This window comes from Mycobacterium sp. PDNC021 (assembly GCF_048282635.1).
GTDB lineage: Bacteria > Actinomycetota > Actinomycetes > Mycobacteriales > Mycobacteriaceae > Mycobacterium > Mycobacterium llatzerense.
This window is the reverse complement of sequence record NZ_CP182502.1, coordinates 148227-164149: the sequence shown is the minus strand read 5'-3', so window position 1 is coordinate 164149 and position 15923 is coordinate 148227. Positions and strand designations below refer to the sequence as shown.

Genomic DNA, 15923 nt, shown 5'->3' with positions numbered 1-15923 from the left:
AAGTCGTCAGGCTGATGTCAGTTTTCCTTGTAACTGCCGTCGTCGGTGCGGGTGAAGGAGCGGCCCGGGGGCGGCAGGGGATCGCGGCGCAGCGGCCCGGCGACGGGGCGGTGCCACGGCGTCATCGGCACTTCGTCGACGACGCGGACGAAAGCGGGCCGTTGCTCGGCCGGCAGGTTCGCCAGCGCCTCGTTCAGGTCGGTAGCAGAGATGTCCCGCCCGTCGACCAGTGACAGTGCCGTCACCGCGATGTCGTCGTCGCCGTCCCGAACCCCGTAGGTGTGGACCAGGTCGACGGCCGGCAGCTTGCCGATGGCCGCGGTGATCACCAGGGACGCCACTACGCCGTCGGCGGTGTGGATCTGGGTGTCGACGGAGTCGATCAGCCAGTAGTCGCCATCGGCGTCCCGGCTCACCAGGCTGCCGCTGGAGAACCAGGCGTCGCCGGCGTCGAACACGTTCCGGATCGGCGGCGCGGAGGCGGTGGTCGCCGATCCGATCTTCACCAGCAGTAGCCCGGTCTCGTCGTCTTCGCAGCGGATCGCGTAGCCGTCGTCACCCGAAATGACTTGTTGCGCTTCGGGGTCCCAGCGCACCACCGCCACCGTCGCGCTGCCGGGTAGCGGCCGGCCCAGCGACCCGGGCTTGGCCGGGTTGATGTTGGCCAGGATGGCCTCGCCCTCACTGGTGGCCCAGAAGTCCAGGACGCCGGCGGGTGCGAAGCGATCCAGCACCCGGCGCCAAAGTCCGCGGGGCATACCGGAACCGACGAACAGTCGTACTGAATGGTTGCGCTCAGCGGGTTGTGGCGCGGCGTTGACCAATGGTCGCAGTTGCGCCCACGTGTAGCAGACGATGGTGACGCCGTAGCGGCGCACTTCGGTCCAGAACGTGGTCGGGTCCAGGTCGGTCGCCATGGCCAGGCGGCTACCACCGGCGACTGCGCCGCCGATACCGGTGAGCAGTCCGGAGGTGTGGTAGATCGGGTTGATGCAGTAGACGGTGTCGGAGTTGGTCAACTCCGCCGAGGTCGCGGTGCCGTACGCCGATAATCCGAAGCGGCCGTTGGTGACTCGGATGGGTCGGGGGTCGCCGTCGGGGCCGCCGAAGAAGATGAACGCGAGCTCTCCGGCACGGCCCGGGTTGGGGCGGTACCAGTCCGGGATGCGCACGGCGTTCGTCTCACCGATCTCGAGCGCGGTGAGCGTGCGGTCGCGATGCAGGTAGGGCGTGTCGAGCAGGAAGGTGTGCAGCGGGCGCCCGGCGAAGTCTGCCTCGGAGTGTTCCGGGTCGGCAATCACCCTGTTCACCTTGCCGAGTTCGACTTCCCGCGCGGTGTCGGCATCGGGCCGCAGCATCACCACGACTGCGCCGACACGGTTCAGTGCGACCACCACGGCCAGCGCCGAGGGGCGGGTGCCCATCATGACGCCGACGTGCTCACCGGCCCGCACGCCCGCGGCGAGCAGGCCACGCACCACGGCGTCGATGCGGACCTTGTTCTCGCCGTAGGTGTAGCTGCGGTCCTCGTACATGAAGCTGACGTCGTCGGGAGCGTGCTGGGCCTGTTCATCGAACAAGAGCGCCAACGAGATTCGCGTATTCGCGTCGAGGCTGCGGATGCGCGCCAACCGCGGCATCTGGCGTGCCACCGTGCCGAACATGCCGCGCATGTTGCCTACTGAGCGGGCCACCGAACCGGCCACCGTGCGGCCGGCGTCGATCAGGGTCTGGACGCCCTCGGCCGGGCCGGCGGACGCCGTCTCGGCGACGGTGGTCGTCGTGTCGACCTTGATGACGTGCTCCGGCAACGGGCCGAGGCCCTCGGCGTACCGCATCCAGTCGGCCACCAACGGCCAGGTGTGGTTTGTCGCGGTGCTACCCACTACCAGCCCGAAATGCCCTGCGTGCAAGGTGCTTTCGAAAATCTCGGTGCGCGGTGCGGCGCCGACGATCCCGCGGACCGATGCGGGAGGGGCGATTTCGTCGACTTCCCCGACGAATGCCAGGATCGGCGAGGTGATGTCGGCGAGCGTGACCGGGCGTCCGGCGATGCTGAAGCCACCCGTCAACATCCGGTTGTGGACCAGGAACTGCTGCAAGAACTCGGCGAGGGCGGGCCCGGGCCACGCCACCCAACCGTCGTTCATCAAATAGCGGCGCTGGCCCTCGCGGGGCAACAGCGCGTCGCGGTCGTGCAGCGCGAACAGGAACTGCAGCTGCCCTGTCACCGCCTTCACCGGGTCGAGCATCTGGAAGCCCAACCGGGTCGCCCAGCCCGGCACCGACCGGCCACGCAGCACGTTCTCCATGACGAAGCCCATGCCGGGGATGGCGAGTTCCGCGGGGACGCCCATCGGGGCCGTCTTGCTCAGGTCCACCGGGCTGCCGAACGTCACGACGCTGCCGATGCCTTCGCTGCGCCGGTACGCCGACGCCTGGTAGCAGAACATGCCGCCCTGCGAGTACCCGGCGAGGTGCACCTTGGTTCCGGTGGTGGCGACGATCTCGTCGATGGCCGCGTCGATGGCCAGCACGTGATCGGCCAGGGTGCGCTTGAGCCCGCCAGGCTCCTGCTCCGGCGAACCGAAGTCGATGGTCCACGGATCGATGCCGTGCTCGATCAACGTGCGCACCCCGCTGGCCTGCGGCGACACGTCGAACACGTCGGCGGTCAGCATCAGCGGCGGCACCAGCAGCACCTGGGGCCGGCCCATCTCGCCGTCGGTGCGGTACCGCCGCAGCTTGTGGATCCGGCCCTGGGCGACGACGTCGTACGGCGACGGCTCTTCACCCGTTTCCAACCCGCCGTAGCGGGCCACTTCCAGCCAGTTACGAGTCGTTGCCACAACCCTGTCGAAGATCACGGTCCGCCCTTTCGATCAACACTCGGTGCAGATCATGCCAAGCGGACGCGCTCACCATGGCAGTTTGACCGCCAGTCTGGGTGATGGCGGGTTCGTCGACCGCAAATGCACGTCGGTGGAGCGGATCGGATCGAGCACGCGGGTCAGGAACGTCAGCTCGTCGGCGAGGGCCGCCTCGTGGCACGGCCCCGAGTAGAAGTCGAAATGGTCGGCCGGGTACTCGCACAGATGGGCCAGGTAGCCGGCCTTTTTCGCGGCGCGGCGGGCGGCGTCGGGCGGAGCGATGAGGTCGTTGGTGCCGACTTGGACGAGCAGCGGGCACTCCAGCCGGCTGGCGTGCACAGTCGGTCGGTTGAACGCGATCTCCAGCACCGTGCGGGCGGTGAATTCGTTGCGCCAGGTCGGGCCGGCCATGGCCAGGTAGGCCTCCTCGGCGCCGGGCGTGGTGAGCACCGCGGCGGCGCCGTGCTGCCCCGTGAGTGGCAAGTTGTGCGGACGGCGACCGAGCCGCGCCCCCGCGGCGTCGAGCATGCCGTGGGCGACCAGACGGGCCAGCGGCCCGGCGCCGGCCTCGTGGAATCCCTGCACCAGGGCGGCCAGGCCGTCGGTCGCCGGACACAGCGACACCACGGCGGCCACCCGCTGGTCCTCGGCGGCAACGGCGATGACGTGCCCTCCCGAATAGGAGGTGCCCCATAGCGCGATGCGATCCCGGTCGACGCCCGGCAGATTTCTGGCGGCGTCGATGGCGGCGTGGTAGTCCTGCCGCTGTTTCTTCACCGAGATGTATTGACGCGGTTCGCCTTCGGAATCGCCGAAGCCGCGATAGTCGAACACCACCACGTCCATCCCGGCGGAGGCGAAGGGCTCCGCGAACGCGAGCAGGCCCGAGTCGCGGGTCCCACCGAAGCCGTGGGCCATGACCACGCACGGCCGCCCGGTCTGTCCGGCCAGCGCGTCACTCTCAGCGGTCAGATGCCAAGCGGCACAACGCTCGCCGTGGCTGAGGAAGAAGAAGTCGGTTGTCATGATCGCTCCTTCGGTCAGACCACGGGCAGGGGTGCGGCAGCGGGCGTGAAGACGAGAGCCGGGTCTTCGATAGGCCCGTTGCGCAGCCGCTCCTGGTCCATTTCGTAGGCATGTTTGAATGCCCATGGGCCGTAGGTGCCGCCGCGCGGGAACTGCGCCACGGCCCGCTGGACGTAACCGGAAGTCATGTCCAACAACGGAACTCGCTCCATCGTGCCGTCTTCCAGGATCGGGACCACCTTGCCGTAGCCATGCTCGTCCATGTAGTCGAGCATCCGGCAGAAGTGCTCGCACACCAGATCGACCTTCAACGTCCAGGCGATATTGGTGTAGCCGACCGCGAACGCAAAATTGGGTACCCCGGAGAGCATCATCGCCTTGTAGACGGTGAGGTCGGGCAGGTGGAGCGAGTGCCCGTCGACGCTCAGCGCGATCTTGCCGAAGGGCGTCATGTTCAGTCCGGTCGCCGAGATGATGATGTCGGCGGCCAGCTCCTGCCCGGACTTCAGCACGATGCCGTTCCTGGTGAACCGGTCGATGTGGTCGGTGACGATCGAGGCCTTACCCGACGCGACCATCTTGAACAGATCGCCGTCGGGCACCATGGCCAGCCGCTGCTGCCATGGGTTGTACTTGGGTGTGAAGTGCGTGTCGACGTCGAAATTCTTGGGTAGCTGACGAGCTACGTTGGCGATCAACAGCTTTCGCATGAGCTTGGGGTAGCGCATGCACATCTTGAACATTCCGCGGTTCAGCGAGATGTTCTTGCGCCGCACGATCTTGTACGCCCGCTCGTGGCCGAGCACCTTGTTGAGCACATTGGCGATCGGGTCGGATGCCGGAATCGAGAACACGTAACTCGGGGAGCGCTGCAGCATGGTGACGTGCGCGGCCTTGTCGGCCATGTTCGGGATCAGTGTGACGGCCGTGGCACCGCTGCCGATGACGACGACGTTCTTGCCGGTGTAGTCCAAATCCTTCGGCCACAGCTGGGGGTGGATGACCGGGCCCTCGAAGTCGTCGCGGCCGGGGAAGTCGGGGATGTACGGGTTCTCGTAGTCGTAGTACCCGGTGCCCAGGAACAGGAAGCGCGAGGTGAAGGTCTCGGTCTTGCCGTCGTGGGTGGTCGTGACGGTCCAAAGCCCTTGGCGGGAATCGAAATTCGCCGAATCGACGTGGTGGCCGAACCGGAGGTGGTCGGCGAGGCCGTTCTCTGCGACCGTCTGCTGCAGGTAGTCCAGGATGATGTGCCCGTCAGCGATCGACTTGCGGTGCGTCCAGGGTTTGAAGCCGAAGCCGAAGGTTGGCATGTCCGAGTCGGAACGGATGCCCGGGTACTGGTGCAGGCTCCAGGTACCGCCGATCGCGTCCCGCCCCTCCAACACCGTGAACGACGTACCCGGCCGAAAAGTCTTGAGGTGATAGGCCATGCCGATACCGGAAATCCCGGCGCCGATGACCAGAACGTCAACGGGAGCGGTGATGGTGGTCATGGGCACTCCTTTGCCGGCCCGGCGGGTGTACCTGGACTGTAATTCCGTGACGCCGTGTCCACGCTGGGTTTGGCGGGGCCGGCATTGCACCGTTGATGCTTAGGTGGGCTGGGTAATCCGCGACCCGGCGTGCCGGTTCTCCGACTGCCACCCCTTCTCATGGAGGCGTCGTCGGCGGACCCTCGACGATTAGATCGGCTAAGGGCTGAACGGGGCGCTGAGGCGGCTAGGTGGCCTAAGCGTCGACGGTCACGCGGTCATCCCACGTCCCCGTCCAATCCCGCTGCGGCGCTTGTGTTTAGGTGTCCTAACCGTCGCCGATGCAAGCTCGCACTCTCCGCGGGTTCTTGTCGGTAGGCGGGAGTAGAGTCGCACAGATGTTCGAATTTGATAGTGATCCCCACGCCGAGCCCGCGGCGGTCGACGCGATCACCCTCGCCACCCGGGAAGAGAACGCGGCCGGTGCCCGCCGCCTGGCCGCGATCGGTGACCTGTGGGCGCTGCGGGCTCCTGATGATGATGTGGAAAAGCGGTATTGGGCGATCGACGGGTATTCGGGGCTGGTGGTCGAGGTCGCGGCCGCTCTTGGGGTGTCCCGCAAGCGGGCGCAGGCGCAGGTGGACCGGGCGGTGATGCTGCGCACCCGGCTGCCGAAAGTGGCGGCGGTGTATGCCAAAGGTCTGATCGATGCGGTGCTGGTCGCGATGATCGTCTCGCGCACCGATTTGGTCATCGATGACGACGTTGCCCAGCAGGTCGACGCCGACCTCGCGGCCAAGATTGTGTCCTGGGGCCGGTTGTCGAAACCGAAGATGGAACAACGCATCGACGCGATCATCGCCGCTTCCGACCAAGCGGGGGTGCACGCCCCCCAACCTCCGTCGCAGGCCCGCTACCTCGACATCCGTGTATCCGGCCCGGGAAGTGCCAATGTCTGCGGCACGGTGGATGCGGCGACCGCCGCCGTGCTGGACGCCGCCCTCGATGACCTGGCCCGCCGGGTGTGCAAGAACGATCCGCGATCGCATGATCAACGCCGCGCCGCCGCCATGGACGCCCTGGCCCGGGGTGGCCGGCTGCAGTGCCAATGCGGGCAATCCGACTGCGAGGCCGCGGCCACGCCGAATCTGCCGGCGCCGACCGTCGGGACCCGCTCGGTGATCCACGTGATCACCACCGCCGACGCCCTCGACGGTGGTGGGCCGGGATTCCTGCCGGCGTACGGGCAGATCCCCGCAGGCCAGGTGGCCCAACTTGCCGAGGGCGCGACGCTGCGGCAGGTGCACACCCCGCCCGATGTCATCGAACCGCGGTATCGGCCGTCGGCCAAGCTCGCGGAGTTCGTGCGGTGCCGCGACCTGACGTGCCGATTCCCCGACTGTGACCGGCCGGCCGAAGCCTGCGACATCGACCACACCGTGCCCTACCCAGCTGGGCCGACGCACCCGTCAAACCTCAAGTGCCTGTGCCGGTTTCATCACTTGCTCAAGACGTTCCACGGTTGGACCGATCACCAGTTCCCGGACGGGACCGTGGTGTGGACCGCGCCCACTGGGCACACCTACGTCACCAAACCTGAAGGTGCGCACTGGTACCCGCAACTCGGCAAGCCGACCGGCGCAGTCGAAATCACTGGGGAGCCGGTGCGGAAACCGGGGCGGGGGTACTGCATGCCCAAACGCAAACGCACCCGAGCCCAAGAACGCCAAGAACTCATCAATGAGACGCGGATGTTCAACGAAGAACACATCGCCGACGACGAATGGCGCCGCCGCCTCGAACTCGAAAAGATTCTGGCCGCAGAACAATGGGATGAGCCGGCGCCGTTCTAGGCGGTGGCTGCCATTTCGGCGTAGCCCTCGGCGAGCGCCCGCAATTGAGCGGCGCCGTCGCCGGTGTAGGACGAGCCGTGCATGAGGGCCAGGGTCGACGGATTCAGGGCGGCGAGCTGCTCGGGTGTTGGCGCGAGGTTGGTGGTGAGGCCGGTGGCGTGGAAGATGGATTCGGCCTCCAACGCCGGTGCCACGCAATCGGATTCGGTCAGCGCCGGGCATCGCCCGGTGTGGGTCAGAAGATCGCCGGCGAGCAGCGTGGAGGTGGTCTCGTCGAACCACAGGCCCGCTTCCCAATTGTGGGGAACATGCGGCGTGGCGATGAATCGCAGCCGGTGTCCGCCGATATCCAGCGTGTCACCAGGGGCGGCGATGGGTGGGCGGTCGCACATGTCGACCAGTGACAGCATCAACGCGAGCCCGCCGTGCACAACCTCGGCGTGCGGAGCGGCGGCCAGCAACAGGTTCATCGCGCCGCACTCGTCGGCCTCGAGATGTCCGAACGAGATCATTCATCTGCCCATGGTGCGCCCTAGTTGAGCGCCGCGGCGACGGAATCAGCAAAGCGCTTCGCAGTCGATCGGTCGATCTGCGCGAAGCCGACCGCGAGGCCATTGATCACGTAGTCGGCCCGCTGGGGAAAGTCTGACAGCGGTGCGACGAGGAGGCCGCCGGCCCCGAGCCTCCCGGCCACTTCGCGGTCGCGACGGTCACCCGGCAGCAGGATGGCGACGTGTAGGCCCGCTTGCACTCCGAGCACCTCGAGGTGCGGGCAGCGTGCTTCGAGTTCGGTGATCAAAATATCTCGGCGACAACGATATTCACGGCCGGCCCGGGCCAGGTGTCGTTGCAGTTCGCCGGCGGTGATCAACTCCGTGAGGGCGGCGCGCGTGATGGCGGATAGCGCGATCCGATGGTCGCGGAGATAGCTCTGAACCGCGTCGCGCAGGGACAGTGGCGGCACCAACCAGGCGGCGCCCAGGCTCGGCGCGAGGATTTTCGACGCGGTGCCGACGTAGGCGACGTGTGCCCCGGCGCCCGGTATCGACCGGATGGCAGGCAAGGGAGCAACGCCGTAGCGAAACTCGCCGTCGTAGTCGTCTTCGATGACGATCGACCCGGTCCTCTTGGCCCACGCGACCAGTTCGGCGCGGCGATTCACCGAGAGCCGGTGCCCGAGCGGGTACTGGTGTGCCGGTGTCGTGTAGACGATGCCGGCCTCGTCGCCGAGGCTGTCGACGCACAGCCCGTCGTGGTCGACGGGTACGAAGATCGGGTGCAGGGCGGCCCGGGTGAACTCCTCCGCTGCGGCGGGGTAGCACGGCGACTCGAGATAGCAGCGGGTCAGGCCGCTCACTGCGGCCAGCGTCTGAAAGGCCGCAGTCGACCCGGGAACGTCGAAAACCGCGTCGGTATCGATGCCGCGGCTGATGCGGAGATGGTGGGACATGGCGGCGGTGAAGGCGTCGTCGGTGTCCTGCCACGGTGACAGCGTCGTGGGCTGGGACGATGCCGCCGTCCGCCATGCGCGGGTCCAGGCTCGCATGTCGATGAGCCTGGTGTCCGGGGAGCCGGGGCGCAGATCAACGACGGAGTCGGTCTGGTGCGCCGCAGCAGCAGCCGCCGGCACGACACTCTCGTCGAGGCGGGGCGCACGGCTGGACAGCCCTGCCCGGGCGGCCGCTGTGGCGCCGGCAGTCGTCCGAGTTCCGGCGCCGGGCACACCTTCGAGGAATCCGGCAGCGACCAGCTCGTCGTAGGCGGCAGCGACCATGGTTCGTGAGGCCCCGAGCTCGTGGGCAAACGCGCGGGTCGACGGCAGCCAGTCCCCGTCGCCGATCTGTCCGGCGGCGATCAACGCCACCAGCTGACTCGCGATCGCCCTGGCGCTGAGGTCGGTGGTGTCGAGCGGCAGATGCACCGCGCGGGTGTGACGGGCCATCCCGTCAGAATAGTGGCCTCTCGAAAATTGGGTTTCCGGCTATTTCAACCAGGCCGCAATCATGGTGATCTTGAATCATGGAAAAGCTCACCCGCAAATACGGTCGGCAGTCCACGGCCCGCGCTGCTCTCGAAGAGTTCCTCGACGAACAGTGGTGGGGCGTGCTGAACGTCGGCGCAGTAGCGCGTCCGAACGGCAAGGTCAGGCCGCTCGCGGTGCCGACGCTGTACGTGCGTCACGAGGACCGGATTCTCATCCACGGTTCGACTGGCGCCGGTGCGTTGGGGGTCAGCGGCAAGCCGGTCTCGGTCGCCTTCTGCGTGACGGCCATGGATGCACTTGTGGTGGCGCACAGCACCTTTGACTCCTCGGTGCACTACCGTTCCGCGGTGCTGTACGGCGAGGCGGAACCCGCCGGCCGCGCGGATCGCGAAGCCCTGCTGGAGCGGTTCAGCGAGCTGCTGATCCCCGGACGCACCGCGGAGGTGCGCGCGATGCTGCCGAAGGAGGTCGCGGCGACCAACGTCATTTCCCTGCCGATCGTCGACGGCGACTGGGTGTACAAGGTCAACGGCGGCCCGGTCGACGAACCGGACGAGGAAACCACCGCCTGGGCGGGCATCGTGCCGTTCTCCGTCACCTACGGCGCACCGCAGCGCGCGGAGTGGTCGACGGCGGAGCTACCGGAGTCGGTGCGGGCGATGGTCGCTACGGGGGGCGCCTAACCAGGGCCGTCGCGGCTGGATAGCATTCTTGGTGTAGGAAGTCGCCGAATGCTCCGGAATCAGTTCAGCACGACCTGGGAGTTTCCAAAATCGTGTCGCCTCGGCACTAGTTGCCATGGCCTGGTGCTACATACCAGAACGCACCATCCAATGTGGGCTGGGGAGTCGTCAACGGTCGCCTGGACTTATGGCGCGATATGACGGGGTCGTCCTGGCCGGTCAAACCACAACATCCGCTACCGCGCACTGCTGCTCAACGGCGCGCCGGCGTGGGCGCCGGCTTGCGCAGTCGCGGGTCCGAGTGTTGTCAAAGTACCGTGCCGATCATGGCCAAGCGGGACCTCGACAAGTCAGCCAGTCGATTCCTAAGCGCGCTCCGGCGCACGTCGGCCGGCTTGGAGCAGCAGCGACAGCGGATCCTCGATCGCGCCGCCACGGCACCGCGCCTGCTTCCGAACAGTCAGTTCTCAGTCATAAACCTCACCGGCGACCTCGGGAACGATCTGGACTACTACATCTGCGAGCTCGCTCGGCTGCAAGACATTGGCAAGTCGATGATCAAGGTATTCGGTCGGCCCCAGGAGCTACTTGATGCACAGGCGAAGTTCGACGTGGGCATCCCTAGTCTGCGGGTGATCCGCAACCCGTTGACGCACCCGAACGACAACGACGAACTCGACGAGGTCGCCTGGTTCAGCTCGGCCGTCAAGCTCAAGCCCGACGGCAGCGTCGAAGAGCTGGTCGATCCCCGCTACGAGCAACACGAAGTCGCCACCGCCTACTGCCTAGCTTTGACACAGTTTCTACGCGCCCGCGTTCGATTGGCGATCGCCGTGGATCCACCCAAGCCGATTGACCAACAGATCGCCGATCGAATGCACTAGACGTACGAGGCCGGCGCTGATTCCCAATACGTCTGGAATGCCTCGGCGAAGGGCTGAGCCGATGTGCTCGGGAACAGCTGAGAGTGGGTACATCAAACGTTCCGGATTCGGTTCGGTGGTCCGGTAGCCAAACTATCGGCGCGACTGCGCGCGCATCGCTTCAACCGCGGCGACTAGATCCGCCTTCTCGACGGGCTTTTCGTTCCATTCGGTCCAAAAGTCCTTAGTCGCGCTGGCCGGCTTGATCTTTGGAACATCGAGCTTGATGCGCGTCGGCAAGATGATGGCGTCTCCGAGGAGGAGTGCTTCGCCAACGTCGAGCAGAGGCAGTGCCGCGGTGAGGCCGTCCATGCTGTCGGGCATGAGGCGTTTAACGACCGCCTGATCTTGGTCATTAGTCAGCCTGAGGACCACGAAGTTGTTGCACTGCGACAGAACGGTCTTGCTTACATCTGAGGGACGTTGGCTCACGACGAGTAGTGAAACACCGTATTTGCGGCCTTCCTTCGAGATTCGCTCGAAGACATCGAGTGCCCGCAGTTCGGCCGCGTCGGCATTCCCGGAGGGAAGATAGAGGTGCGCCTCATCGCAGACCAAGGTGATTGGGGTTCGCTTCTTTTCATCGGTCCAGAAGTGGATCTCGTACAGCAGGCGCGCCAGTACGCCGACGACGATTGGCAGCACGTCGCTGGGGACCTCGCTGAAGTCGATGATCTTGATGCCAGGGTCTGTGCCGAGGAGTCGGCCTGCGAGGTCGTGGAGCCATTCGTATCCAACTTCGTCCTCGGGCGGGCTGAACATGAAACCGTGGCGGCGGTCCTCCAATCGGCTCTTCATCCGATTGACGAAGCGAGTCAACCGTCCGAAGAACGGACCTTGCTTATCGCGTCCATTCGCCCCAGGGACCATCTCGGCGTCGTCGCCCTCTAATCGGGATACGAGTTCCTTGAGGCTGTATGGGACTGGGGAGTCGACCGTGAAAAGTGTGGCCAACTCTGCATGGTCGTTGGCGATCAGCCGCTCATGTTTGAGCTCGCGTACGTGATGCGTCAGGCGTGCGGCTTGGTTGGGTGCATTCTCCTCCGAACGATCCAACAGCAACGCCTGCATCTCCTCCTGGTTCAGGAGCCACCACGGAAGGTATAGAACAGCATCGTCTTTCGCGCCAAGGTCGCCAGGCCCCGCGATCCGGAATCGTCGCGCGATTGGATGGTCACCCTCGCTCAGCGGCGTGTACTCGCCGTGCATGTCGAACACGATGAGATTTGGATGGGCCAACGCGTGCGCCCGCTCAAGAATTAACGCGACGGCCCAACTCTTGCCTGAGCCGGTGCTACCAAGAAGCGCTGCATGACGTTGAAACAGTCGGTCGCCGTCCGCGACTGCTGCCGCGGTTGGGTCGGCAACGAATGTTCCCAATCTGAGTTGTTTGCCGGGTTGCAGTTGCTTCGCGAGAAGCCCCATCAGTTTCTGCAAGTTGAGGCCATCAACAACCCAGCAGAGCGATTCGACGAGTGGGTAACTATCGGCACCACGCTTGAAGGTATCTCGCTTGGTGCCGTCGACCGTTCGGTAGGTACCCAAGAGCACTACTCGAAGCAGGTCGCGCTGTCGTGTCTCGACAGGAATATCGCCTTCTGGCGTGCTGTCATCGACAAGTGCTTCATCGTGTAGGTCACGCGTGACTCGATCGAGGACACCGACGAGGTACTCCGAAGAGTTCGAGCCTTGGAAAGCAATCAAGCTGCTGACGCCGATCCGCGTTAGTCGCTCATGGTCGAGCGCCTCGGCCCAAACGCTTGAGGTATCCACACGGAAAGCGCGTCCGAGTGCATCGCTCTCAGCGAAGTCCAGTGTGGAATCAGTCATATTGCGAGCACTTCCTTTGCGAGATCTTCGAGATTCCAAAGGGGAAGGGGTATTTCGAGTAGCTCGGAGCCCTGTGTCATGAGGCAGGTTTCAGGCGTTGCGCCCATCTCGATCGCGACGGCCGCAGGATTTGAGTTCATGTAGTCGCGGGCGCGGTCTGTCAGGTTGCGACTAATCACAACGCTGGGCACTTCGGCGAAGCGCGTCCGGATATGTGTTTGGAGATGCTCATCGTTGAATCCGTACCCGATGAAGAGGAGCGCGGCAGCATTGTCGATCGCTTCATTGGCCCGTTTTCTTTGTGCGTCAAACGGTACTTCGTAGCCGAGCCGATACTTGTTTCCGCCAGGAGCGATGATTTGTCGCGTTCCGCGCAAGGCGAGGTCGCTCCGGAGGCACTCGCCGTTGTGGCTGAACCAATCTAGGCTGCCGTGCGGTTTCGATAGACGGATGTGAGGGCGCGGTCGAACTGTGAGTCTGGAGCTCTTGCCCGCAAAGGGCTGGCGTTGGAGGAGCTCGTCGCGGCTCAATGACTCGTTCAATCGTCCGACTGTGTGCCCGTAGAACATCGTGTCGACCCTCACGGCCGCCCGTGCTGCATGCACTTCAATCAGGCGGTCGTAGTTGGTGGTAATTACATCGGCCACGTCACTGGTCCGGAGGATGTGCGCAAATAGTCGTCCGAATGCAGAAACTGTGCTGTCTGAGAGGATTTGCGAGATTGCCGCCGTTTCGGCTTCCTGAACCTGGCTCGCGATGACCGAAGTCAGACAATCTGCGAGGCTGTCGGCCAAGTTGCCCTCACCAAGGGCGGACTCCAGTCCCGCACCTGCGGCGAGTTCTGTGCTGATGCGTTCCCACTGGGACTTCCCCTCTGGGCACAACTCGTCGATCGCTGCAGGTATCGCCCGCTGTAATCGCTCGGCAAGGGCGCCCATGCTGGGCAGCCCGTACTGACACGATGCGCCGGACCCCACGACAATCGTCAGGCCACGGCGAAAGACGCCTTGTATAGCGCTGTACAGATCGTCGGCGGTGATCCCCATGTCAGCCCCGCCCCCGTGCAGCCCTTCGCTAGCAGTGCTGCACGACAGCGCCACTCCGCGTTTGGTCGGATCGTACGACCAGTGGTGCGTTGATCGTTGGATCAACCTCCTGCGAGTGTCGCAACTGGACTCAGATCAAAACGCGACCATCTGCTGACGATCGTCAATGAACCAACCGCAGCTGCGAATGTCTCATCGTCGAGGAGGTGTTCATGGCAGGCGCATCCACACCGGCAACGGCGGCGCCAAGCTCGACGCCGAACGTCAACGCTCGCACTTCCTGGACGGGCACACGTAGGTCCGCGGCAATCTGTCGTGCGGTGACGGTGCCCTGAGGGCCGAGAATTTGGGGAAATACCCGTGACATCTCGTGGACCGGCATCCCGCCCGGCTCGCCCCTTCGGAACCCGCGACCGGATAGTTCGATACAGGTGTTGCGGTAGGCCCAGTCGGTCATGCGTCCCGCGCTGTGCGTCGCGTGCGCTAGCGCCATCGCCGACACCTTGAACCGGTCCCGCACCTCTAGCAACTCCGAAATCGAAGGGTTGGTCCGCAGGTATTCCGGGATGGCGTCACGGGGGATCAGGAACTCGGAGGCAAACTCATTGGCCTCGCGCTCCTGTGCTGTGTCGTCGCAGGCAGCGGCTGGATGTAGCACCAGGTGCCCGAGTTCATGGGCCACATCGAACCGCATCCCCTCCGGGGACCGTCGGCGGGCCAGGAACACGAACGGCTTGTCCTCGTGCCACGCGGAATAGGCGTCCACTTCCTCGGCGATAGGCGGCAATGTGTAAACCCGCACGCCGCGTGATTCGGCCAGCTGCACCGCGTTGGGCAGCGGCCGTGTGCCCAACCCCCACTCGGCCCGCACCAGTCGTGCCGCAAGTCGCGGTTGTTCCCCGGGGTGTGTAGGCACGTCTACGAGAGGCAAAACGAATCGCCTGGATATCCACTGGTCGATCTCGATGCCGATCGACCCCGCAGCCACTGCGGCGCCGCGGTGTCGTGCCGTCGCTCTGCGGGCGGCCCGGAAACTGACAGTTCCCACCTCGATCTCGGGCGCACCCGGGAAAGTAAAGAACTCCGCCGGGAACTTCAGGGCCTGCGACAGAGTTTCCGCGGAATCACGGGGTGCCTCACCGGATTCGTACCGGGTGATCGACCTTGGCGTCATTCCAAGCGCCCGTGCGAGCTCAGCCTTGGTCAGACCTCGACGGGCGCGAGCTATGCGGATGCGGTCTGGATCGAGGAATCGGTCAGGATGCCCGGACGATGGTGAAGTCGACATCGTCGCCTCCCACGTCCAATGGCTGCTTGCCTGCCGCGGCGGGCCCGGGCTGGTAAGGGTTAAGGATTACACGGACCAGCCAGCCGGTGAACTGGCCCGTCTTCCGGTCGTCACCCTGCTCGTCGATACCTGCCGCCTTCGATACCTCCAATTGCACTCCGCCCTCGGCGCGGTGGTACAGCACAAACCATTGCCCCAAGGGTGGGTCATCTTCGATCGAGGTGGGGGGCGAGCCGCCCGACACTAATGCTGCGACCATGATCAAGTCCAGCTCCAGTTGGTCTTTGAGCGCAGCGATGGTGGCGGGTCCGCGGCGGTTGGCCGCGCGCGGGCCGTCGACGGACTCGGGATCGCCGGTCGCGTCGTTGCAACCGACAACCGAAAGGCTCACCTTGCCGTCGGCACGTTCGACAGTCGGGCGGTTGAGCTTGTCGAGCTGTTTCCACTCCCGGCCGTCCACCATGCTGCGTCGCAGGCCGCCCACGGTGCCGATCCATCGGGTGACGCCGGCCGATCCGCGGGGGTGGAAGGCGTCGACATCGGCGGCCCGAAGGTCACCGAGCTCAACACCCTGGTAGATCGCTTGAGTCGGGATCCCGAGGCGACGCAGGTAATCCTCGGCTCGATCAGCCGGGACGATCAACGGTGATGGTGCAGGTGCGGGGAGCGTCATAGGAAAGTCCTTACTGGGCAGGATGACGATCCTCATAGTTTTGCATGAAACCGGACAATATCGAGGTCAGTGCAGGTCGCGCGTGCGTGTCGCGCTGCCCCGTCCGCGACGCTGGGATGCGAACTGGCTGACCGCCCATCAACCGGCGGGCATTGACGCGGTCGAAATCCACTGCGACCGGTCATCGTCGTCGGCGATGAAGCTGACATCGGTTGCTACGCCCTTGCGGGGATCTCACCCCCCGACTGTGCCCGAAGCCGATACGTTGATGGCTT

12 protein-coding genes and 1 pseudogene are annotated in these 15923 nt (G+C 65.2%); 3 read left to right on the top strand and 10 right to left on the bottom strand.

The genetic code is table 11. The annotated features are described in order from the left end of the window. Positions 1 to 17 precede the first annotated feature (17 nt). Genes ACNO8X_RS00870 through ACNO8X_RS00860 form a run of 3 tightly spaced genes read right to left on the bottom strand, consistent with a single transcriptional unit; the run spans position 18 to position 5389 of the window. Positions 18 to 2867 (bottom strand): AMP-binding protein, encoded by a 2850-nt coding sequence (locus ACNO8X_RS00870; RefSeq protein WP_418003751.1) that lies wholly within the window; start codon positions 2865 to 2867, stop codon positions 18 to 20. A gap of 51 nt (positions 2868 to 2918) precedes the next feature. Continuing rightward, on the bottom strand, positions 2919 to 3896 hold the full coding sequence (locus ACNO8X_RS00865) for an alpha/beta hydrolase (RefSeq protein WP_418003750.1): 978 nt from the start codon (positions 3894 to 3896) through the stop codon (positions 2919 to 2921). A 14-nt stretch (positions 3897 to 3910) separates the two neighbouring features. Continuing rightward, a complete protein-coding gene (locus ACNO8X_RS00860; RefSeq protein WP_418003749.1) occupies positions 3911 to 5389 on the bottom strand; it encodes a flavin-containing monooxygenase in 1479 nt (492 codons plus the stop codon). Positions 5390 to 5766: 377 nt separating this feature from the next. On the opposite strand from ACNO8X_RS00860, the gene ACNO8X_RS00855 reads away from it, so the two are divergent. Then, positions 5767 to 7221 carry a DUF222 domain-containing protein gene (locus ACNO8X_RS00855; RefSeq protein ID WP_418003748.1) on the top strand — a complete coding sequence of 485 codons (1455 nt, stop codon included), beginning with the start codon at positions 5767 to 5769 and terminating at the stop codon, positions 7219 to 7221. Here the strand turns inward: ACNO8X_RS00855 and ACNO8X_RS00850 are convergent. Continuing rightward, positions 7218 to 7733 (bottom strand): MBL fold metallo-hydrolase, encoded by a 516-nt coding sequence (locus ACNO8X_RS00850; RefSeq protein ID WP_418003747.1) that lies wholly within the window; start codon positions 7731 to 7733, stop codon positions 7218 to 7220. The genes ACNO8X_RS00855 and ACNO8X_RS00850 overlap by 4 nt on opposite strands. A 20-nt stretch (positions 7734 to 7753) precedes the next feature. After that, positions 7754 to 9163 carry a PLP-dependent aminotransferase family protein gene (locus ACNO8X_RS00845; RefSeq protein ID WP_418003746.1) on the bottom strand — a complete coding sequence of 470 codons (1410 nt, stop codon included), beginning with the start codon at positions 9161 to 9163 and terminating at the stop codon, positions 7754 to 7756. Positions 9164 to 9240: 77 nt separating this feature from the next. Here ACNO8X_RS00845 and ACNO8X_RS00840 point away from each other — a divergent pair, with 77 nt between their 5' ends. Both ACNO8X_RS00840 and ACNO8X_RS00835 read left to right on the top strand, forming a co-directional pair. Further along, complete coding sequence (locus ACNO8X_RS00840; RefSeq protein WP_418003745.1) at positions 9241 to 9888, top strand: pyridoxamine 5'-phosphate oxidase family protein; 648 nt, start codon at positions 9241 to 9243, stop codon at positions 9886 to 9888. 326 nt (positions 9889 to 10214) lie between these two features. Then, positions 10215 to 10772: a hypothetical protein gene (locus tag ACNO8X_RS00835; RefSeq protein ID WP_418003744.1), complete on the top strand. Its 558-nt coding sequence runs from the start codon at positions 10215 to 10217 to the stop codon at positions 10770 to 10772. A 132-nt stretch (positions 10773 to 10904) separates the two neighbouring features. Here ACNO8X_RS00835 and ACNO8X_RS00830 read toward each other — a convergent pair whose 3' ends face one another. From ACNO8X_RS00830 to ACNO8X_RS00810, 5 genes and pseudogenes are all read right to left on the bottom strand, one after another. Beyond that, positions 10905 to 12641: an ATP-binding protein gene (locus ACNO8X_RS00830; RefSeq protein WP_418003743.1), complete on the bottom strand. Its 1737-nt coding sequence runs from the start codon at positions 12639 to 12641 to the stop codon at positions 10905 to 10907. Then, positions 12638 to 13687, bottom strand: coding sequence for an SIR2 family protein (locus tag ACNO8X_RS00825; protein WP_418003742.1), 1050 nt, complete (start codon positions 13685 to 13687; stop codon positions 12638 to 12640). The genes ACNO8X_RS00830 and ACNO8X_RS00825 overlap by 4 nt, the downstream gene beginning before the upstream one ends. A gap of 163 nt (positions 13688 to 13850) precedes the next feature. Continuing rightward, positions 13851 to 14603, bottom strand: a complete 753-nt coding sequence (locus ACNO8X_RS00820; protein ID WP_418006066.1) for an ImmA/IrrE family metallo-endopeptidase — start codon at positions 14601 to 14603, stop codon at positions 13851 to 13853. A 192-nt stretch (positions 14604 to 14795) separates the two neighbouring features. Next, positions 14796 to 14975: pseudogene (locus ACNO8X_RS00815) on the bottom strand (helix-turn-helix domain-containing protein); the annotation flags it as partial. Next, complete coding sequence (locus tag ACNO8X_RS00810) at positions 14944 to 15648, bottom strand: hypothetical protein (RefSeq protein WP_418003741.1); 705 nt, start codon at positions 15646 to 15648, stop codon at positions 14944 to 14946. The gene ACNO8X_RS00810 and the pseudogene ACNO8X_RS00815, both read right to left, overlap by 32 nt. Between the last annotated feature and the right edge of the window lie 275 nt (positions 15649 to 15923).